The sequence below is a fragment of the Silicimonas lutimaris genome, from assembly GCF_047314965.1.
Classification (GTDB): domain Bacteria; phylum Pseudomonadota; class Alphaproteobacteria; order Rhodobacterales; family Rhodobacteraceae; genus JAVJUV01.
In genome coordinates this window covers 12574-31286 of the sequence record NZ_JBLBVK010000047.1, presented here as the reverse complement: position 1 = coordinate 31286, position 18713 = coordinate 12574, and the positions used below count along the sequence as shown (strand labels likewise).

19 protein-coding genes and 1 pseudogene are annotated in these 18713 nt (G+C 61.8%); 11 read left to right on the top strand and 9 right to left on the bottom strand.

Annotated features, from left to right (window positions below; translation table 11 throughout):
- Window positions 1-16: 16 nt before the first annotated feature.
- Window positions 17-1177, bottom strand: a complete 1161-nt coding sequence (locus ACKLNI_RS09365; protein WP_413718800.1) for a M20 aminoacylase family protein — start codon at window positions 1175-1177, stop codon at window positions 17-19.
- 63 nt (window positions 1178-1240) lie between these two features.
- On the opposite strand from ACKLNI_RS09365, the gene mazG reads away from it, so the two are divergent.
- From mazG to ACKLNI_RS09335, 6 genes are all read left to right on the top strand, one after another.
- The gene (gene mazG, locus ACKLNI_RS09360; protein ID WP_413718799.1) at window positions 1241-2056 is read left to right on the top strand and encodes a nucleoside triphosphate pyrophosphohydrolase; all 816 of its coding nucleotides are present in this window, start codon (window positions 1241-1243) and stop codon (window positions 2054-2056) included.
- A complete protein-coding gene (thpR, locus tag ACKLNI_RS09355; RefSeq protein ID WP_413718798.1) occupies window positions 2053-2601 on the top strand; it encodes an RNA 2',3'-cyclic phosphodiesterase in 549 nt (182 codons plus the stop codon). Before mazG ends, thpR begins: the two co-directional genes overlap by 4 nt.
- Window positions 2602-2686: 85 nt before the next feature.
- Entirely contained in the window at window positions 2687-3709 is a 1023-nt protein-coding gene (locus ACKLNI_RS09350; RefSeq protein WP_413718797.1) for a Fe(3+) ABC transporter substrate-binding protein, read from the top strand.
- 141 nt (window positions 3710-3850) lie between these two features.
- Complete coding sequence (locus ACKLNI_RS09345; protein ID WP_413718796.1) at window positions 3851-4795, top strand: nucleoside hydrolase; 945 nt, start codon at window positions 3851-3853, stop codon at window positions 4793-4795.
- Window positions 4792-5235 carry a GNAT family N-acetyltransferase gene (locus ACKLNI_RS09340; RefSeq protein ID WP_413718795.1) on the top strand — a complete coding sequence of 148 codons (444 nt, stop codon included), beginning with the start codon at window positions 4792-4794 and terminating at the stop codon, window positions 5233-5235. Before ACKLNI_RS09345 ends, ACKLNI_RS09340 begins: the two co-directional genes overlap by 4 nt.
- Window positions 5236-5261: 26 nt before the next feature.
- Window positions 5262-6686, top strand: a complete 1425-nt coding sequence (locus ACKLNI_RS09335) for a protein adenylyltransferase SelO (RefSeq protein ID WP_413718794.1) — start codon at window positions 5262-5264, stop codon at window positions 6684-6686.
- Here ACKLNI_RS09335 and ACKLNI_RS09330 read toward each other — a convergent pair.
- Window positions 6665-7561: a DMT family transporter gene (locus ACKLNI_RS09330; RefSeq protein WP_413718793.1), complete on the bottom strand. Its 897-nt coding sequence runs from the start codon at window positions 7559-7561 to the stop codon at window positions 6665-6667. The genes ACKLNI_RS09335 and ACKLNI_RS09330 overlap by 22 nt on opposite strands.
- Before the next feature lie 181 nt (window positions 7562-7742).
- Between ACKLNI_RS09330 and ACKLNI_RS09325 the strand changes: the two genes are divergently transcribed.
- The 4 genes from ACKLNI_RS09325 to ACKLNI_RS09310 all read left to right on the top strand — a co-directional run bounded on the left by ACKLNI_RS09325 (window position 7743) and on the right by ACKLNI_RS09310 (window position 11502).
- Window positions 7743-8609 carry a PhzF family phenazine biosynthesis protein gene (locus tag ACKLNI_RS09325; RefSeq protein ID WP_413718792.1) on the top strand — a complete coding sequence of 289 codons (867 nt, stop codon included), beginning with the start codon at window positions 7743-7745 and terminating at the stop codon, window positions 8607-8609.
- A gap of 41 nt (window positions 8610-8650) precedes the next feature.
- Window positions 8651-9064, top strand: coding sequence for a Fur family transcriptional regulator (locus ACKLNI_RS09320; protein ID WP_413718791.1), 414 nt, complete (start codon window positions 8651-8653; stop codon window positions 9062-9064).
- A gap of 323 nt (window positions 9065-9387) precedes the next feature.
- Window positions 9388-10623 carry a peptidase T gene (gene pepT, locus ACKLNI_RS09315; RefSeq protein ID WP_413718790.1) on the top strand — a complete coding sequence of 412 codons (1236 nt, stop codon included), beginning with the start codon at window positions 9388-9390 and terminating at the stop codon, window positions 10621-10623.
- Between the two features lie 132 nt (window positions 10624-10755).
- On the top strand, window positions 10756-11502 hold the full coding sequence (locus ACKLNI_RS09310; protein ID WP_413718789.1) for a L,D-transpeptidase family protein: 747 nt from the start codon (window positions 10756-10758) through the stop codon (window positions 11500-11502).
- Window positions 11503-11533: 31 nt separating this feature from the next.
- Here the strand turns inward: ACKLNI_RS09310 and ACKLNI_RS09305 are convergent, their stop codons facing one another.
- The 4 genes from ACKLNI_RS09305 to ACKLNI_RS09290 are packed head-to-tail and all read right to left on the bottom strand — an operon-like array spanning window position 11534 to window position 15819.
- Entirely contained in the window at window positions 11534-12742 is a 1209-nt protein-coding gene (locus tag ACKLNI_RS09305) for a beta-ketoacyl-[acyl-carrier-protein] synthase family protein (RefSeq protein WP_413718788.1), read from the bottom strand.
- A gap of 9 nt (window positions 12743-12751) precedes the next feature.
- Entirely contained in the window at window positions 12752-13018 is a 267-nt protein-coding gene (locus ACKLNI_RS09300) for an acyl carrier protein (protein ID WP_413718787.1), read from the bottom strand.
- Window positions 13019-13065: 47 nt separating this feature from the next.
- A complete protein-coding gene (gene lpxD, locus ACKLNI_RS09295; RefSeq protein WP_413718786.1) occupies window positions 13066-14157 on the bottom strand; it encodes a UDP-3-O-(3-hydroxymyristoyl)glucosamine N-acyltransferase in 1092 nt (363 codons plus the stop codon).
- Window positions 14158-14208: 51 nt separating this feature from the next.
- Window positions 14209-15819, bottom strand: a complete 1611-nt coding sequence (locus ACKLNI_RS09290) for a L,D-transpeptidase family protein (protein WP_413718785.1) — start codon at window positions 15817-15819, stop codon at window positions 14209-14211.
- Between the two features lie 307 nt (window positions 15820-16126).
- Between ACKLNI_RS09290 and mepK the strand changes: the two genes are divergently transcribed.
- Window positions 16127-16696: a peptidoglycan L,D-endopeptidase MepK gene (mepK, locus tag ACKLNI_RS09285; protein ID WP_413718784.1), complete on the top strand. Its 570-nt coding sequence runs from the start codon at window positions 16127-16129 to the stop codon at window positions 16694-16696.
- Between the two features lie 140 nt (window positions 16697-16836).
- Here the strand turns inward: mepK and ACKLNI_RS09280 are convergent, their stop codons facing one another.
- The 3 genes and pseudogenes from ACKLNI_RS09280 to ACKLNI_RS09270 all read right to left on the bottom strand — a co-directional run bounded on the left by ACKLNI_RS09280 (window position 16837) and on the right by ACKLNI_RS09270 (window position 18589).
- Window positions 16837-16989: a hypothetical protein gene (locus ACKLNI_RS09280; protein ID WP_413718783.1), complete on the bottom strand. Its 153-nt coding sequence runs from the start codon at window positions 16987-16989 to the stop codon at window positions 16837-16839.
- A gap of 236 nt (window positions 16990-17225) precedes the next feature.
- A pseudogene (locus ACKLNI_RS09275) lies at window positions 17226-17564 on the bottom strand (transposase); the annotation flags it as partial.
- 68 nt (window positions 17565-17632) lie between these two features.
- Window positions 17633-18589 (bottom strand): hypothetical protein, encoded by a 957-nt coding sequence (locus ACKLNI_RS09270; RefSeq protein WP_413718782.1) that lies wholly within the window; start codon window positions 18587-18589, stop codon window positions 17633-17635.
- Between the last annotated feature and the right edge of the window lie 124 nt (window positions 18590-18713).

Below are 18713 nucleotides of genomic sequence, written 5' to 3'. Positions count from 1 at the left end.
CGCCTTTCCGCTGGGCTTACACCGGCTGCGCGCGTTCGACCAGACGGGCAAAGAAACTGGCTCCTATCGGGGCGATCTCGTCATTGAAGTCGAACTCCGGGTGGTGGCAGGCCGCAGTCGGCCCCTGACCCAGGTTCAAATACGCACCTGGGCACGCGTCGAGCATGTATGCGAAGTCCTCTGCATACATTTCCGGCAGTGCATCTTCGGTTACTGCGTCAGGTCCCACCACATCACGGGCGACTTCAGCGGCGAAGGCGGCTTCTCGGGTGTCGTTCACTGTCGCCGGATACCCCTTTCTGAAGTCCAGTTCGGCTTTCAATCCGTAAGCCGCCGCGGTGCCTGAGATGATCTCTTCCATCCGTCGGATCACCATCGCCTGCACGCTCTTGTCGAAACTTCTGACGGTGCCCCCGAAAGTGCAGGTCGACGGAATGATATTCGACGCCGTGCCCGCGTGAATCGTCGTCACCGAAATGACAAGTCGGTCATAGGCGCTGTGGTTGCGGCTCACGATCGTCTGAAATGCCGAGACCATGGCCAAAGCTGCCGGAATGGGGTCTGCGGCCTGTTCCGGCGCCGCAGCATGACCGCCGACGCCGGATACGGTGACATCAAACTCGTCGGACGCCGCCAACATTGCCCCCGGGCAAAAAGAGAAATGACCAAATGGGGCTTCGGGACTGTTGTGGACGGCAAAGACTCTCGAAATCTCGAAGCGTTCCATGATGCCTTCTTCGACCATGACACGTCCACCGCCATCACCTTCTTCATCAGGCTGAAAGATCAGGGCCACGCGACCGCGGAAACGGCGCGTTTCCGCCAGATAGCGCGCAGCCCCAAGCAACATCGCCGTGTGCCCGTCATGGCCGCAGGCATGCATCCGCCCGGGCAGCTTACTCGCATAGCTCAGCCCTGTTTCCTCGGTCATGGGCAAGGCGTCCATATCTGCCCGCAGACCGATCGTTGGCCCGTCTCCCTGGCCGTGAATGATCGCGACCACGCCGGTCCTCGCAATTCCCTCGTGGATCTCCTCGATACCGAACTCCCGCAGTTTGCTAACCACGAAGGCAGCCGTCTGGTGGCAATCAAGACCGACCTCGGGATGCTGATGAATCCAGCGGCGCCATTCCTTCATGTCATCCGAGTATCCGGCGATACGATTGAGGACGGGCATGTGGACTCCTTTGCCACTTCGTGAAACCTCTGAGCACGGTTTCAGAGCAACCGGAAGAATGCAATGACACGCGACCCGATCTACGACGTGACCGACGGCATCCCGCGGCTTTTGGAGCTTATGCGTCGCCTGCGCGACCCGGAAACCGGCTGCCCCTGGGATATCGAACAGGATTTCCGCTCGATCGCGCCCTACTCGATCGAAGAGGCCTACGAGGTGGCCGATGCGATCGAACGCGAGGCGTGGGGCGAGTTGGAAAGCGAACTGGGAGACCTGCTGTTGCAGGTCGTCTATCATGGTCAGATGGGGGCCGAGGCGGGGCATTTCGATTTCAACAGCATAGCGCGCATGGTGACTTCGAAGATGATCGATCGTCACCCGCACATTTTCGGCGACGAAAGCCGTGAAAAAAGTGCGGAACAACAGACACGCGACTGGGAAACAGTGAAGGCGGCGGAGCGGGCCCGGCGCGATGCCGGCGGTGTTCTGGACGACGTCGCTCTGGGGCTGCCGGCATTGATGCGGGCGGTCAAACTGCAGAAACGGGCCGCCCGAGTGGGATTCGACTGGCCGGATGCCGGCGCGGTACTGGATAAGATCACCGAGGAAACCGCTGAACTGGTCGAAGCGCGGGACAAGGGCGACAAAGCACATCTGCACGAAGAATTCGGCGACCTGATGTTTGTCATGGCCAACCTCGCACGCCACCTGGATATCGATCCGGAAACAGCCCTGCGCGATGCAAACGCCAAGTTCACACGGCGATTCCGCTCAGTGGAGAACGCGCTGGCGACCGAGGGGCGGCGGCCGGAGCAGGCAACTCTCGAAGAAATGGATGCACTTTGGAATGATGCCAAACGTGCCGAGCGAGGCGCATGATACGTAGTTTCATAGGTCTGCCCCTACCGGAACACGCGGTCCGGGGACTGCAGTCACTCCAGACTGGCTTGCCGATCGCCCGCGCAGTGGAGCCGGAGAATCTTCACCTGACACTCGCCTTTCTGGATAATCAGCCCGAAGCGATGTTGCGGAGCCTTGCGGAGGATTTGGGTGAAATCCGCTTCGATCCCTTTGAAATCCGTTTATCCGGAATATCGTTGCTTGGCGGCAAGCAGCCCGGTGCGATCGCGGTGAACGCAGACGGCGGAGATACTCTCGTTGCGCTGCAAGCCCGGATTGCACACACTGTCCGAATGGTCGGCATCGAACTGGAACGCCGGCGCTTCAGACCTCATGTCACCATCTTTCGACTTCATAAACACCTCGATCAGAGAGGGCATGAAAAGATTCAGGGTTGGATCGACAGGTTCGCCCGCTTTGAGGCCATCCCCTATAGCGTTGATCGTTTTGCACTTTTCGAGTCCCGCTTGTCAAAAAATGGAGCTTCCCATTTCGTTCTCGCAGAATATTTCCAGGAAGGCTGAAAAATTAAACCAAGTAATATTGTCAGGTATTGACCCGACAAAAAGACTCAGGTTTAAGTCGGGCAAACGCAACAAGGAGTGTTCGATGCGCACAACGTTATTCGCTCTCGCAGCAGCCGCCGTCGCGGCTCCGGCCTTTGCCGACGAGGTCAACATTTATTCCTATCGACAGCCTGAACTCATTCAACCGCTCCTGGATGCATTCACAGCCGAGACAGGCATTCAGACCAATGTAGCGTTCGTCGAAAAGGGTCTGGTCGAACGCCTGAAGGCGGAAGGCCGGCGGTCCCCTGCGGACATCATCCTGACCGTCGACATCTCGCGCCTTACCGAAGCCAAGGAGGCCGGTGTGACGCAGGCGGTGGAGAGCGCGGTTCTGGATGCGGCGATTCCCGCGTCCCTGCGTGACATCGATGACCAGTGGTTCGGCCTGACGACACGCGCACGCATCGTTTACGCTTCGAAGGATCGCGTCGCCGAGGGCGAGGTGACAACCTACGAAGACCTCGCCGACCCCAAGTGGAAAGGACGCATCTGCACCCGCTCGGGCACCCATGTCTACACTCTGGGCCTTGTCGGCGCGATGATTGCTCACAACGGCGTCGAGGCCACGGAAACCTGGCTGGAGGGCGTCAAGGCGAACCTTGCGCGTCAGCCGGAGGGCAATGACCGCGCACAGGTCAAGGCGATCTGGGCCGGGGAATGCGATATCTCTCTGGGTAATACCTATTACATGGGCGCGATGCTGGACGACCCCGAACAACAGGACTGGGCCAATGCCGTCCGCATCGAGTTCCCGACCTTCGCCGATGGCTCTGGCACCCATGTGAACGTCTCGGGCGTGGCGATGACCGCCTCGGCTCCGAATCGTGAACAGGCGCTGGCCTTCATGGAGTTCCTGGTTTCGCCCGAAGCGCAGGCCATTTATGCCGCCGAAGTGGATGAATACCCCGTACATCCCGACGCGGCGACAAGCGAACGGGTCGCAAGCTGGGGTGACTTCGTACCGGATGCAACAAGCCTGACTGCCATAGCGGATCAGCGCCCGGAAGCCCTGAAGATGGTCGAGCGCGTCGATTTTGACGGTGCGACCGGAACCGACGGCTGACTGACCCCTCAAAGATCGGCCTGACAAGCGCGCGCTCCGCCATCACGGGGCGCGCGTTCGCTTATCAGCCGACCCATCTCAGCCGGCGCTGGACAAGCCCCGCGCCCTTGGGCATCGTCGCACTCTCGAAGGGAGCAAGGCATGGCAGCGCGCAAAATCATCATCGACACGGATCCCGGACAGGATGATGCCGTAGCGATCCTGCTGGCGCTGGCTTCGCCCGAGGAACTGGACGTTCTCGGAATCGTCGCCGTGGCCGGGAACGTGCCACTGGCCCTGACGCAGAAAAATGCGCGGATCGTCTGTGAACTGGCACGAAAGACCCACGTCCCGGTCTTTGCCGGTTGCGACAGGCCGATGACCCGGAAACTGGTCACGGCCGAGCACGTGCACGGAAAGACGGGGTTGGACGGCCCCCAACTGGCCGATCCGACGATGCCCCTTCAGGACCGACATGGCGTCGATTTCATCATCGAGACTCTTCGGCGCGAACCCTCCGGCAGTGTCACACTGGTCCCGGTGGGACCTTTGACCAATATCGCCACGGCGTTTCAAAAAGCCCCCGACATCGTCGGGCGCGTGGCCGAGATCGTGCTGATGGGGGGTGCGTATTTCGAAGTGGGCAACATCACGCCCGCAGCCGAATTCAACATTTACGTCGATCCGGAAGCCGCTGAAATCGTGTTCAAATCCGGCATCAAACTGACTGTGATGCCGCTGGATGTCACCCACAAGGCGCTGACGACGCGTCCTCGGGTCGATGCCTTTCGTTCGATGGGAACCGAAGTGGGGCGCATGGTTGGGGAGTGGACCGACTTTTTCGAGCGCTTCGACAAGGAGAAATACGGCTCGGAAGGTGCTCCGCTCCACGACCCCTGCACTATCGCCTACCTGCTGGAGCCGGAGATTTTCTCGGGACGGCACATCAACGTCGAGATCGAGACGGTCTCGGACCTGACACTTGGCATGACGGTCGCCGACTGGTGGCGGGTCAGCCTGCGTCCGGCGAACGCGACTTTCATCGGGCACCTCGACGCAGATCGTTTCTATGCCCTGCTCACGGAAAGACTGGCGAGGTTGGGATGAGCCACGTATTGCATCTTGCTGCACCGCAGGACCTCGACCGCCTGATGCCGATGGTACAAGCCTATCACGAGGCTGAAGGGATCGACGTCTCGGACGAGCATCGGCGCGCGGCGCTTGAGCCCCTGCTCGAAGGTTCGCCCCATGGTGCCGTCTGGTTCATCGGGCCCAAAATGTCTCCGGTGGGCTATGTCGCGGTCTCGTTCGGCTGGTCCATCGAGCTGGGAGGTATGGACGGCTTCATCGACGAGATATGGGTTCGCGAGAAGGTGCGCGGCCGGGGAATGGGCACGGAAGCGTTGCATTTGCTTCTGAAAACATTGAAGGAAAGCGGCCTCAGGGCCATGCACCTTGAAATGGCCGAGAACAACCCTGCCGAGCGGCTGTATCGGCGGGCAGGTTTCCGGCGCAGGGACTTCGCGCTGATGACATGGGTGGCATAAGCGCGGTGGACTCCTAGATAAGCGTCATGAGCCTCGATCTGCCTTTCGACAATTCCTATGCCCGGCTGCCGGACCGCTTTTATACGAAGCTGGCGCCAACCCCTGTGCGCGCGCCGGCACTGGTCGCTTTAAACCAGAGCCTCGCCTTGACGCTGGGCCTTGACCCGGACGCACTTGCCTCGGAAGCGGGTGTGGCGGCGCTGGCAGGCAATGCCATTCCCGGCGGCGCGGAGCCGCTGGCGCAGGTTTACGCCGGGCACCAGTTTGGCGGCTGGTCGCCCCAACTGGGAGATGGCCGCGCGATCCTTCTGGGCGAGGTCGTGACGCCGGAAGGCGCTCGGTTCGACGTGCAATTGAAAGGTTCGGGGCCCACCCCCTATTCGCGGATGGGAGACGGGCGCGCGTGGCTCGGGCCCGTCATGCGGGAATATATCGTGTCCGAGGCGATGGCTGCTCTCGGCGTGCCCACGACCCGTGCACTGGCCGCTGTCACCACAGGCGATATCGTGTTGCGGGAAGGTCCGCTGCCGGGGGCCGTGTTCACGCGGATCGCGTCCAGCCATATCAGGGTCGGGACTTTCCAGTTCTTCGCCGCGCGGCAGGATACCGATGCGCTGAAGGCGCTGACCGGCCATGCCATCGAGCGGCACGATCCCGGCGCAAACGGGGCGCTCGGGCTACTGGAGGGTGTGATTGCGCGGCAGGCCGGGCTGATCGCGCAATGGATGGGCCTGGGGTTCATTCACGGCGTGATGAATACCGACAACATGACGATCTCGGGTGAGACGATCGACTATGGGCCCTGCGCGTTCATGGATGTCTATCACCCGATGCGGGTCTTTTCGTCCATTGATCATCATGGACGGTATGCTTTCGGTCGGCAGCCGGATGTGGCGATGTGGAACCTTGCGCAACTGGCGTCGGCCCTGTTGCCGCTGATCGGCGAGGTCGAGCCGGCGCAGGCTGCGATCGATCGGTTCCCCGAACTGTTTCGAGCCGAATGGCTGCGGGTTTTCCGGGCCAAGATCGGCCTTCAAACCGAAGCCGAGGGTGACGAGGCCCTTATCCATCGCCTGCTGGACGCAATGGCGAATGGGCAGGCTGATTTCACAAATAGTTTCAGGGCGTTGGGAACACCCGGCGCACGGGACCAGTTCATGGACCGGAACGCTTTCGATGCTTGGGAACGGGAGTGGCGCGACCGTCTGTCCGCGGAAGAGTCCAGCCCGGAAGATCGGCTGGACGCCATGCGACAGGTTAATCCGGGGTTAATCCCGCGCACGCACCGGATCGAACAGGCGATCCAGGCCGGTGTGGCAGGCGATTATGGACCGTTTCACCGCCTGAACGCCGCCCTTGCCACTCCATTTGCCGATCCCGGACCCTATGCCGATCTGATGACCCCTCCGACACAGGACGAGGTGGTGCCTCAGACCTTCTGCGGGACTTGAGACGGCCTGTTGATCAGGATCAGCCCGGCCGCGACAAGCACGAGCGCAAGCAGGATCGGCAGCCCCACGTGCTCGCCCAGAAGCGCCCAGCCGAATAGCACACCGAACACCGGTGACAGAAAGCTGAACGCCGCCACACTTGCAGCCGGGTAAATCGAGAGGAGCCAGAGCCAGAAGGCGAAGCCCAGCGTCACCACGACGACGATCTGGAAGGCGAGGCCCCAGAGATGAATCGGCTCCAGTTCGCGAATGAAGGGTCCGAAGAACGGCGCCGCAAGGAACAGGATCGGCGCAGAGACCGTCACCTGCCAAAGAAGCTGCCGGTCCGGCGCGACGTCCTTCAGCAGGGTCTTGGCCACGACGGCCAGGGCGGCCCATCCGATGGCCGCCACCAGGGCAAGGAGATCACCCAGAAGCGAGGCCTGGCCACCCTGCCCCCGATAAAGGATCGCGATGACAACACCGGCAAAGGCAAGAAGCTGTCCAAGCGCCTTGGTGCGCGTGATCGCCTCTCCCGGGATGAGCCAGTGCCCGAGCAGCGCCAGCCAGAGCGGCATCGTATAGAAGTTGATGCTGGCGCGGCTGACGGTCGTGAGGTCGAGCGCGATGAAGAGCAGGATGAATTCGAAGGCGAAAAAGCCGCCCAGCAAGAGACCTCCGGCAAGGTCCGCGCGGCGGAGCCCGAAGGGCCGGCCACGCAGCAGGAACCAGCCGCCGAGGCACAGAACCGCCCCGGCCGAGCGGAGCGCGGCAAAGAAAACCGGCTGAAGCCCTTCGTTGACCACGGCGATCACGACCTGGTTGAAGGCGAGAAGCGCGGAGAACAGCACAAGGGATACCGTGCCGAACGTGTCGATCCTGTCTTTCCTTGGCATTTCGCCGCCTGCTTTGCTGATCCGGACCTTTCCGGCAGATTCCGGAGTATGCGTGCTTTTCCGGAAGCGCAAGTTAACTGGGCGGGCCCGGCGCCAATTCCGGGTACGAAAACCGCGGTCGCGACAACCGGGACGGAACGCGCTAAGGGACATGCGGGCGCAGCGATCGCGGGAGAGACTAATGACTCAGTATCTGGTCTATGACGTGTTCACCGAAATCCCGTTCGGCGGGAACCCTCTAGCGGTTATCCCGGACGCGAGCGGATTGAGCGAAGATCAGCTTTTGCCGATAGCACGGGAATTCAACTTCTCCGAGACCACATTCGTCTATCCGCCGGACGATCCCTCTCATACGGCGAAGGTCAGGATTTTCACGCCTGCGATGGAGCTGCGGTTTGCCGGCCATCCGACGGTGGGCACGGCCATCGCCCTTGCCGGGTTGGGCCTTGGCGGATCCGAGATGGTGTTGGAACTGGGCGTGGGCCCGATTCCCGTGACCGTGACGCAAGGCCATGCGCGGTTCGAGACGCGGGTGCCGCTGAGCCTTGGAGAGGCGCCCGCCACGGTTGCGCTTGGCGCCTGTATCGGGCAGTCGGCAAAGGCGATCCGGACAGACCGGCACATGCCCGTTCTGGCGGGGCTGGGAACGGATTTCGTCCTTGCCGAGTTGACCGGCGAGGCCGCGCTTGCGACCGCGCGCCCTGTCACGGATGTCTTCCGCGAGGCCGCGGGACCGGAGGCCGACCGTCTGGCGGTCTATGTCTATATCAGGGATGGCGGGCGCATCCGGGCGCGGATGTTTCAGCCCCTTGGAGGGATCATGGAAGACCCGGCCACCGGCAGCGCGGCGGCGGCGCTTGCGGCGTACCTGGGCAAGCTGGACGGCAGATCGCAGTCCTTCGATATCCACCAGGGGATTGAGATGGGGCGCCCCAGCAGGATCGAGGCGGAGGTCACCGTCGAAAACGAAGAACCGGTCGCGGTCAGGATCGGCGGAAACGCGGTGAAGGTGATGGAAGGAAGATTGACCTTCCAAGGGTTTTCCTGAGATCAAGCTTGCCGTAAACCCCATGCCCGAAAGGCAGGTGCATGACCGACACGATTATCGAGAGATGCGAGGCCCAGGGGCTGAGGCTGACAGAGCAGCGCCGCACCATTGCGACCGTTCTGGAAGAGGCCGACGATCATCCCGACGTGGAGGAACTGTATTCGCGCGCCAGCGCCATCGACCCGAAGATCTCGCTTGCCACGGTGTACCGGACGGTCAAGCTGTTCGAGGAATCCGGCATTCTCGAAAAACTGGACTTCCGCGACGGGCGCGCCCGGTATGAGGACGCCGACCGCGACCACCACGACCACCTGATCGACCTGCATTCCGGCGAAGTGATCGAATTCGTCGATGAAGAGATCGAGGAACTGCAGGAACGGATCGCCCGAAAACTGGGATACGAGTTGAAGGGACACCGGATGGAGCTTTACGGCGTCCCGCTGAAACGGACCTGAGCAGCGCGCGCAGGCAACGGGCGTGCGGCGGTGTAACGTTTTCGACCTCGAACCCTTAACACGCCTTTATTTACAGGTGTCCGGCGATATGTCCCGGTGCTGCAAAGCGTATGCAATGCGTCGGCAAAGCGTATGGCAAAGGTATGGGAATTTCGCCCCCAGCCACCAGATGTGGTGCCCGCGTTAAGGAAGGTAAAAAAGCGGTTGCCGGGTGAGGCGCGCCGGGAAGCCGCCAATCCCATGCGGTGACGGCCCCGATGCCGGATACTTGACACTTCGCGGACAGTCAGGCCCCTTCCCCGTCAAGCAAAGGGAGAAGTCTCATGAGCCAGTTCCATGCCGAGTTGAAGGCCCGCCTGCTGCGCTATTGTGCCATCGACAGCCAGTCCGACATGGACAGCCCTTCGGCGCCGTCCACTGAATGCCAGCACGCGATGCTGGACCTCCTTGTCGGAGAGTTGCAGGAGATCGGCGCCAGCGATGTGACGAAAACCGGCTATGGCACGGTCATCGCCACCATTCCCGGCACAGTCGAGGGACCGACCGTCGGCTTTCTGGCCCATGTCGACACGGCGCCCCAGTTCAACGCCACCGGGGTCAGGCCAAGAGTGATCGAGGGCTACAACGGCGGCGCGATCACTTTTCCCGACAACCCGGACCTGACCCTTTCGCCCGATGAGTTTCCCTACCTCGCCGGGAAGGTCGGCGACGACATCGTGACGGCGTCCGGGCTGACCCTTCTCGGGGCGGATGACAAGGCAGGCATCGCGATCATCATGACCGCCGCACGTCACCTACTGGCGAACCCCGAGATAAGGCGGCCGACGCTTCGTGTGGCCTTCACCCCGGACGAGGAGATCGGGCGCGGGGTCGACGCACGGCTGCCCGCCGACCTTGGCGTCGATTTCGCGTATACGTTCGATGGCGGTGATCTGGGAGAGATCGTCTACGAGACCTTCTCGGCCGATTTCGCCGTCGTCACCGTGAAGGGCGTCTCGATCCACCCGGGAGAGGCGAAAGACAAGCTTGTGAACGCCATCCATCTTGCTTCGAAGATCGTCGAGACCCTGCCCCAGACGACGCTGACGCCGGAGACGACGGAGGGCTACCAGGGCTTCATACACGCTATCGAAATGAAGGGCAGCGCGGCCGCGATGGAGCTGCGGTTCATCCTTCGCGATTTCGAACTGGCGGGACTGGAGGCGAAGGGCGCGCTGTTGCGCAAGGTCTGCGACACGATCGCCGCCACCGAGCCTCGCGCCGAGATCGCATGCAAAATCAAGCCACAGTACCGCAACATGCGGTACTGGCTGGAAACGGACATGACACCGGTGGAGCTTGCGCGGTCGGCCCTTGCCGATTTGGGAATTGCGGAAATTTCGATACCGATCCGGGGCGGGACGGACGGTTCGCGCCTGACCGAACTGGGCGTTCCGTGTCCCAACCTTTTCACTGGCATGCAGAACCTGCACGGGCCGCTGGAATGGATCTCGGTTCAGGACATGGTCAAGGCGACGGATCTGTGCCTGCGCATTGCCGAGCGCGCGGCGGGACGATGAGGGCACCGGGCATGCCGGATGGAGGCACGGTCCCGAGTTGACCTGCGGGTCCCTGTTGGTACGCTTTCCTGGTCGACAACGGCATCTGGACGCATCCATGCGGTTGCGCGGCCAATGACAACGGAATGTATCATGCGCGGTTTGATCGTGACACTTGCCCTCCTGGTCCTTGCGTCCTGCGGGGCGCAGCCCTCCTACCTGAGTACGGGAAGTGGCGACATGAAGGTCGCGCGTTCGGAGTTCCAGACGCTGCTGGACCGTCACGACATTCCGCTGTCGCTTCCCATGGGGCGTGCCATCCTCGTGAACATCCCGCATTTCGAGCTGGTTGCCTTCGAAGATGGCGAACCGGTTCTGAGAAGCCGCATCATCGTGGGCACACCTTGGAACAGGACGCCGCGGATCGACACCTACACGACGCGGGTGACGTTCAGGCCGTCCTGGCGTCCGACACCGGAGATGGTCGCCAGCGGCGAATACCGGGACGAGGTGCGGCCGCCCGGCGAGAACAATCCGCTGGGGCTTGCGGCCGTCCGGCTGGAGCCCGGTCTGCTGGTCTATCTTCACGACACCAACCAGCGGCACCTGTTCGACCGCGAAATGCGCGCGTTGTCCCATGGCTGCATCCGTGTCCAGCGCTGGGAAGCGCTGATCGCCTGGCTACTGGGTCAGAGCGAGGACTGGGTCCGGCAGATGGCCGAGGTGCCTCCCACGAAGGAAGTAGAGGCGCCGGCGGTACCGGTTCTGATCCGTTACCTGACGACCTTTCCGTCGGAGGACGGTACCTTGCTCCGGTACCCGGATATCTACGGCCTGGACGAAAGCGCTCTCCGCAAATCGGCCGCAACGGTGGACCCGCTGGAAACCTGCTCCGGCTGACAGACCGCATGTCGCCCCGCGGCAGGGTGCCCTACCCCTTCTTCAGCGCCAGAACCGCGTTCAGGCCGCCGAAGGCGAAGGCGTTGGAAAGGGCATAGTCGATCCTGGCCTCGCGCGCCTCGTTCGGCACGACATCGAGGGCGCATTCGGGGTCGGGTTCTTCGTAGCCGATGGTGGGGGCAATGACGCCGTCCTTCAGCGCCATGATGCAGGCCAGAAGCTCGACGGCGCCCGTGCCGCCGATCAGGTGGCCGTGCATGGACTTCGTGGACGAGATCATGACCGTATCCGCGTGATGGCCGAACACATGGGCCACCGCGGCGCATTCCGTCTTGTCATTGGCCGCCGTGCCGGTGCCGTGGGCATTGATGTAGCCCACCTGCTGGGCATTGATGCCCGCGTCCCGGAGCGCGCCAGAGATCGCGCGGGCCGCGCCTTGCTGGGAAGGCATCACGATATCGCTGGCGTCCGAGGACATCGAGAACCCGACGACTTCGGCCAGGATTTCGGCCCCGCGGGCGCGTGCATGTTCGTACTCTTCGAAAACGAACACGCCGGCGCCCTCGCCCTGCACCATGCCGTTCCTGTTGGCCGAGAACGGCCGGCAGGCGTCCTTCGACATCACGCGAAGGCCCTCCCAGGCTTTGACGCCGCCGAAGCACAGCATGGATTCCGAACCTCCGGTCACCATGACCTTCGCCAGCCCGGAACGGATCAGGTAGAAGGCCTGTCCCATGGCGTGGTTCGATGACGCGCAAGCGGTCGCGACGGTGAAGGACGGGCCGCGCAGGTTCCATTCCATGGACACATGGCTGGCGGCGGCGTTGTTCATCAGTTTGGGGACGATGAAGGGGTGGACGCGGTTCTTCCCCTCCTCGTAGACGGCGCGGTAGTTCTCGTCCTGTGTGGTCAGCCCGCCGCCGGATGTGCCAAGCACAACCCCGGACCGGTCGGCCAGATGGCCATGAAATTCCAGCCCGGACTGACGGATCGCCTCCTCGGCGGCGATCAACGTGAACTGGGTAAAGCGGTCGTAGAGCGCCTGCTGCTGGCGGTTGAAGCGATCATCGGGATGATAATCTCGCACCTGTCCGCCGATGCGGATCGCAAGGCGCTCGACGTCGCGAATGTCAAGCTCGCCGATCCCGCAGCGGCCTTCGCGGAACGCTTCGAACGTGTCCTTGACGGAGTGACCGAGGGGATTGATCGTCCCAGCCCCGGTTATCACCACGCGGTGCATATGACCAACCTATGCCGCCCGATCGGCGACGAGTTTCTCGACAGCGGCAACAACGGCGCCGACGGAGGAAATGTCGAAGTCGGACTTTTCGGGCTCATTCGCGTTGAAGGGAACCTGGATGTCGAAGCTTTCCTCGATCGAGAAAATCGCTTCGACAAGGCCCATGGAGTCGATGCCGAGATCCTCCAGCGACTGGTCCAGCGAGATGTCCGAAGGCTCCAGCACCGCCTGCTCGGCGATGATCTCCAGGATGCGGTCTTTGACGCTATCGCTCATGCCCATACGTCCAATTGTTGTGCCCGGACCAGTTATTGATGCGTTACTTAGTCGTCCTTGTCGTCCTTTAAAACCGATTTCTTCAACGTTTTTATGTCATCCATGACCCGCGGCAGCCGCCGCCAGTTGCGGCTGGCTTCGAGGTATTGCTCCATTTTCATGGCGGGATACCCAAGCATCACCCGCCCCGCGGGAACATTGGTGAAAACCTTCGTGGCCCCTCCGCAGACGACATCGTCGCCGACGAAGATGTTGTCGTTCACGCCGCATTGACCGCCCATGACCACGCGGTTGCCGATCTTCGTCGATCCGGCGATGCCGACCTGACCGCAGAGCAGCGTGTCCTCGCCCACCTCGACGTTGTGGCCGATATGGACAAGGTTATCGAGCTTTGTGCGATGCCCGATGCGGGTCGCGCGGATGGTGCCCCGGTCGATCGTCGTGTTCGCACCTATCTCGACGTCGTCGCCGATCTCGACCGCTCCCAGCGAATGGATGCGTGTCCAGCTGGCGTTTTGCGCAGTCGTCTCGGTTCCTAGGCTGGCACGCGCCTCTTCGACACGGCTTTTCTCGGGCGTGACGAAGCTGAATCCGTCGGAGCCGACAACCGCACCGGGCTGCGCGATGAAACGGTCACCGATCGAGACACGCGCGCCAATGCGCACCCCGGCATGGATCAGGGCGCCTTCGCCGATGACGGCGTCTTCCGCGATGGAGACGTGCGAGGCTATCCGGGCGTTTGCGCCGATTTTCGCGCGCGCTCCGATCACGGCAAGCGGGCCGATCGCGGCCCCGTCGCCGATCTCGGCGGTCGGGTCGACAAAAGAGGATGGGTGAATGCCCGGAGCGATCTCGGGGCCCGGATCGAGAAGCGCCGTCAGCCCGGACATCGCATAGCGCGGCCGAGGCACGACAATCGCGGCTTCCAGACCCAGCGCCTGCCAGTCGGCACCGTCCCAGACGATGGCGGCTCTGGCGGACCCTTTCGACAGGCCCTCGGCATACTCGGGCTTGAGGGCAAGGGCGATATCCTCAGAACCCGCCATCGCCGGTTCGGCTGCGCCGGTGATCGAAAGTCCGGACGCTCCGAAGACTGTTGCCCCCAGCGCGTCCGCGATTTCCTTGACGGTATGGCTCATGCCTGCTCTCCATCCAGGCGTGCCAAGCGCACGCCCGTTTTGGAGAAAGATTTAGCCCCGAACGGACCGAAGCGAAACCCCGGCGCGCTCCAAAGCCTTCCAGATTACCGCGTCGCGTCCGTACACATCGTTGCGGAACTGGATGTTGCCCTTCGCAGGCGTAAACGCCGTGCGATAGACGAGATGCACCGGAATGTGTTCTTCAAGCTCGACAACGGTTTCACGACTCGTCGAGAGCTTTTCCTTGAAGAAGGCCTCGGGATCGCGAACCTGCTTCCTCAGAAGCGTATAGGCGAAGTCGAACGGGTCGTTGAGCCGGATGCAGCCGTGGCTGAAGGCCCGGGACTCGCGCCCGAACAACTTTTTTGCCGGCGTGTCGTGGAGATAGATGTTGTAGCGGTTCGGGAACATGAACTTCACGAGACCGAGCGCATTTCCCTGGCTGGGCGGCTCTTTCAGATCGAACGGGAACGTTCTTTCGTCGAACTGAGAGAAGTCGATTCCATCGCGTGAGACGATGCGGCCACTTGCATCCACGAGGTTGAGATTGCCCACGGCATATGGGTTTTCCTGCAGAAGCGGCAGGTATTCCTTGGTGGCAATCGAGCGCGGCACGTTCCACGTCGGATTGATGACCATGTGTTCCATAACATCCGAGAATTCGGGCGTGCGGCGGTCATGTGAATTCGCGCCCACGACGGACCGCGTCTGGAAGGTCACCTTGCCATTGTCGACGACCCGGGCATGGAAATCGGTAATGTTCACCCAGATGTGCCGCTTGCCGCGCGGCATGTTCATCCAGCGTTCGCGCTCCATGGCAACGATGATCTGGGACAGGCGCGTGGTGGGTTCGATGTTGATCGCCGACATCGTGCCAGGCCCGGCGACGCCATCGGTGAAAAGACCGTGGTCGCTCTGAAACGCCGCGACAGCCTGCGACATGCGGTCGTCATAGGTCGCCGTATTGGTCCGGTCGAGATACCCCATGGCGATCAACCGGTTGCGCAATTGCACGACAGCATTGCCCGATTGGCCGGGCTTCAGCGCCTTGGACTGGACTCTCGGCCCCCAACCGCCCTGGCCGATAATCCGCTCGAAGCGCATTTTCTCTTTCATGAGCCGCGCATATTCAGGATCCTTCGGCGGCAGGTTCTTGATGAAGCCGCTTGCGGAGGACTTGGAGAACGCTGTGAGAAGCGCGGTTCTGCCACGATAGGGAACTTCGCGCTTGATGCCGTCGTCCACCTGCGAAGGCACGAGAATTCCCGTCTGCACATCCCGCGCATAGCGCAGGAACAGACGGCTCATCTCGACTTCGATACGGCCGAGATCCCGCTCGGAGCGCACCGAGCGCAGGTTGATCTGCAGCGTATCGGGATCGTAACGCGCGGCCGGAAGACCGTGTTCGGGCGCGTCATTGACTGCGCGCAGAAACGCCTCGCGCCGATCCTTCGACTTGCGGTCCTTACCCGTCCAGATCGGCTCGTATCCGGTGGACCGGTAAAATTCGGCGATATCCCGGTCAGACGCCGCAGCCTCGGCGACCGCCTGAACGAAAGCCGTGACCTGGGCGCGCGCCATTCCGGGGAGCGACACCGTCAGAAGAACCGCTGAAAGCAGTCCGAAAAAAGTCAGTCGTGCAAATGCAACCGTGGCAGTCATTTCAAATCCGATGCTCTTGCGCCCCAAGCCAGATTGTCTCGACAAAGCAGGACGCGTTGTCCATTCACTTTACACTGATCTTAGGTTGCTGTCGCTGAACGGCAACGGTCCTCGTGCAAGTTTGCCACGAAGTGCAACAATCGCTCCGGTGAGCAGATTTTTGCCGATTTCGCAGTCCGCACAGCATTTTACGGAATCAGAGGTTCCGCTCGTTAACCTTGCGTGCCATACAAAGCCTGCACCTGGGGGACAAAGGTGGCTCTCACGGCATGAAAGTGTCGGAGACAGAACGGGACACAGTGGCAGAATGACGACCTCGGAAAAGACGAGCGTTACGCGGCGCGGTTTGCTGCGCGCTTTCGCGGCGACCACTCTGGTTGCGGCACCGACATATTCAAATGCTTTCGGCCTGTTGCGCGGGGCTGGCGACATCCGCCGGATCCGGATGCACTCGGGGCGGACCGGAGAGCGCCTTGATACGATCTACTGGATCGAGGGCGACTATATCCCGGAAGCGCTGGCCGAGGTGAACCGCTTCATGCGCGACTGGCGCACCGATGGCGTGATAGACATCGATCACCGCACGGTTGATATCCTGGCGGCATCGCACCGTTTGCTGGACGCCGAAACCCCCTACCTTCTGCTTTCGGGCTACCGCTCGCCGCAGACGAACCAGATGCTGCGCTCGAAGTCGCGCTCGGTCGCCCGCAATTCTCTTCACATGAAGGGTCAGGCCGCCGATATCCGTCTTGCGAACCGCAGCGTCGGGCAAATCTCGAAGGCGGCGATTTCGTGCTCGGCCGGCGGCGTCGGGAAGTACTCGCGCTCGAACTTCGTGCACATGGACTGCGGTCCGGTTCGCATCTGGGGGCGCTGAGGCCCCTCCTCCCGCAAGCCGCCTTTTTGAGCGCCGCGCCAGACGCGGCGTTTTGTTTTTTTGCACGACGTGCCGGGCTGCAAACAAGAAAAGAGCGGCTGAGGATGCGCCGCTCCTTTCGCACGTCAAGCGAGGATGGCTCAGATGTGGAGCTTGCCCGCCTCGGTGTACATCCCGACGACCTTGTCCATGTCGACCATGGTCTTGTTGAGACCCTTGATCTTGAGATCGGCGTCACCGAATTCGAGTCCGGCGAGGATCTTCGCGAATTCCTTCGTGGCGCCATCCAGCATCTTGGCCGCGCTTCCGCCATCGATCCCGGCAGCCAGATGGAAGGCGGCGGACGGAGGTCGAGTTCGGAAAGCCCGTGGCGAAGCGCCATGAGTGTTGTCTCGTAAGGGCGCATACCGTTACAGCTGGCGTCCTTGGCAAGGGAACTGTCGCTAGCACTCCAGATGTCGCACGGATGTGTAGTGAATTCCTGCGTAAGCCGCCCCTCGCGCCCCGCGTTACCCCTGTTTCTGAGTTTCCTCTTTGCACCTGCCGCCTGATGATGGGCGCGAACCACGGTGCTGTCGAAGATTTGCAGCGCATCTGGGACGGCCCGGCTTTGGTTGAACGCCTCCTTGATATCTTCCCACCGGCCCGCAAGCGACCAACGCCGGAACTGCCGGTGGACGCTCGACCGCTTTCCAAACTCTTCGGGTAGGTCGCGCTACGGTGCACCGGCGATCCAGAAAATTCCATCTAGAACAAGGCAGTGGTTTGTAGGTTTGCATCCGTTCGGTGTTCGGACGGCTTGGATGACGCGCCAAAACAACGACCATTCGTCGCCCATCTTCAGGTCGCGCGCCAAGCTGGTCTGCATCGCAGACACCTGCCTGAATCACGCCTGACGCCCAGACTGCCTCCCTTTTGTCAACATGACCTAGAAAATTACAGCCCAAGGGACCAAGGTGTCACCGGACGCGGCTCATTATCGGAAGGTCGAGACGAAGTGGCATCGCGCGCTAAGCGCGACTGCAGGGATTCGACGTTTCGCTCTTTCCGCGATGCTGCCGGTTCTGGCGCCGCTGTCCCGCTGCCCGATGCCGGATTGTCCGCCAATGCTGCAACGGGCGCGTTGTAGTGAGGTGAGGCAGGAGGACTTGTCATGGTTCCAGACCCGGGCCACGCGCCCTGCCCGGTTTTCTGCATGTCAACGGCACGATCGCCGGTCGGCCGGACGTCGTGACCTGTAAGGGCAACCGGTCGCTTTGAAGGGTCGCCGCGCAAACTGCGTTGAAGCGCAATCAAGCTGATGGGTTCTGTGACGGCGCGGCCCGGTTTGGTTGCATCGGCGTCGAACGATGTGCGGAGACGATCCGAGAGAGAGGTCAACACGGTCGTAGGGCGCGACTCGAGAACCTCCTTACCCTCTGAGATTAATGATTTTTCGCTGATTTCTCTTTCGTTGATTATCGAACGCGGCTTCGCGTTCAAAGGCTCGGAAGGATCGACAACGGTTTCTTGCGTTTCGGCCAACTGCGCATCGTAACGGAGGCAGAGAATTTCGACGACGTCTTCGGACTGCTTGATGAGTTGGTCGATCTCCTTCTTGATAATCTTGACCAGTTCGGTGCCGCCGGCAGCTTTGAAGGACTCCTTGTCGACGCCGCGGCGGCGGTTCTTGGCGTGAAGCGCAAGGCGCGCATCGACACTCAGTGCCCCCGCGAATTCCTGCGCGAGATCGTCCCAGCCCGGGGCATCGCCATTGGGAGGCAGAACGAGGTAGCTGTGCGCCCTGACCATCTCAGGAAGCTGATCCCAGAGATCGCGCATGGCCTCGGAACAGGCGCCGCCCGTCCAGATGGCAACATCCGTCGAGTCCAGGAGAGAGACACCGCCCGCCATCAGGCGTTCCGAATTCGAGTCCGCAAGGACTGTAAAGGACAGCTTTTGGAGCGACGGAAGATCGATGCCGATACGAACCCGGACAGGATCATTGTCGAAAATCGATGCGAATTCCGATCCCGAT

Coding starts and splice junctions, on each gene's coding strand:
- ACKLNI_RS09365 (WP_413718800.1), bottom strand. CDS start 1,177: ATGCCCGTCCTCAATCGTATCGCCGGATACTCGGATGACATGAAGGAA.
- mazG (WP_413718799.1), top strand. CDS start 1,241: ATGACACGCGACCCGATCTACGACGTGACCGACGGCATCCCGCGGCTT.
- thpR (WP_413718798.1), top strand. CDS start 2,053: ATGATACGTAGTTTCATAGGTCTGCCCCTACCGGAACACGCGGTCCGG.
- ACKLNI_RS09350 (WP_413718797.1), top strand. CDS start 2,687: ATGCGCACAACGTTATTCGCTCTCGCAGCAGCCGCCGTCGCGGCTCCG.
- ACKLNI_RS09345 (WP_413718796.1), top strand. CDS start 3,851: ATGGCAGCGCGCAAAATCATCATCGACACGGATCCCGGACAGGATGAT.
- ACKLNI_RS09340 (WP_413718795.1), top strand. CDS start 4,792: ATGAGCCACGTATTGCATCTTGCTGCACCGCAGGACCTCGACCGCCTG.
- ACKLNI_RS09335 (WP_413718794.1), top strand. CDS start 5,262: ATGAGCCTCGATCTGCCTTTCGACAATTCCTATGCCCGGCTGCCGGAC.
- ACKLNI_RS09330 (WP_413718793.1), bottom strand. CDS start 7,561: ATGCCAAGGAAAGACAGGATCGACACGTTCGGCACGGTATCCCTTGTG.
- ACKLNI_RS09325 (WP_413718792.1), top strand. CDS start 7,743: ATGACTCAGTATCTGGTCTATGACGTGTTCACCGAAATCCCGTTCGGC.
- ACKLNI_RS09320 (WP_413718791.1), top strand. CDS start 8,651: ATGACCGACACGATTATCGAGAGATGCGAGGCCCAGGGGCTGAGGCTG.
- pepT (WP_413718790.1), top strand. CDS start 9,388: ATGAGCCAGTTCCATGCCGAGTTGAAGGCCCGCCTGCTGCGCTATTGT.
- ACKLNI_RS09310 (WP_413718789.1), top strand. CDS start 10,756: ATGCGCGGTTTGATCGTGACACTTGCCCTCCTGGTCCTTGCGTCCTGC.
- ACKLNI_RS09305 (WP_413718788.1), bottom strand. CDS start 12,742: ATGCACCGCGTGGTGATAACCGGGGCTGGGACGATCAATCCCCTCGGT.
- ACKLNI_RS09300 (WP_413718787.1), bottom strand. CDS start 13,018: ATGAGCGATAGCGTCAAAGACCGCATCCTGGAGATCATCGCCGAGCAG.
- lpxD (WP_413718786.1), bottom strand. CDS start 14,157: ATGAGCCATACCGTCAAGGAAATCGCGGACGCGCTGGGGGCAACAGTC.
- ACKLNI_RS09290 (WP_413718785.1), bottom strand. CDS start 15,819: ATGACTGCCACGGTTGCATTTGCACGACTGACTTTTTTCGGACTGCTT.
- mepK (WP_413718784.1), top strand. CDS start 16,127: ATGACGACCTCGGAAAAGACGAGCGTTACGCGGCGCGGTTTGCTGCGC.
- ACKLNI_RS09280 (WP_413718783.1), bottom strand. CDS start 16,989: ATGCTGGATGGCGCCACGAAGGAATTCGCGAAGATCCTCGCCGGACTC.
- ACKLNI_RS09270 (WP_413718782.1), bottom strand. CDS start 18,589: ATGGCGGGCGGTGTCTCTCTCCTGGACTCGACGGATGTTGCCATCTGG.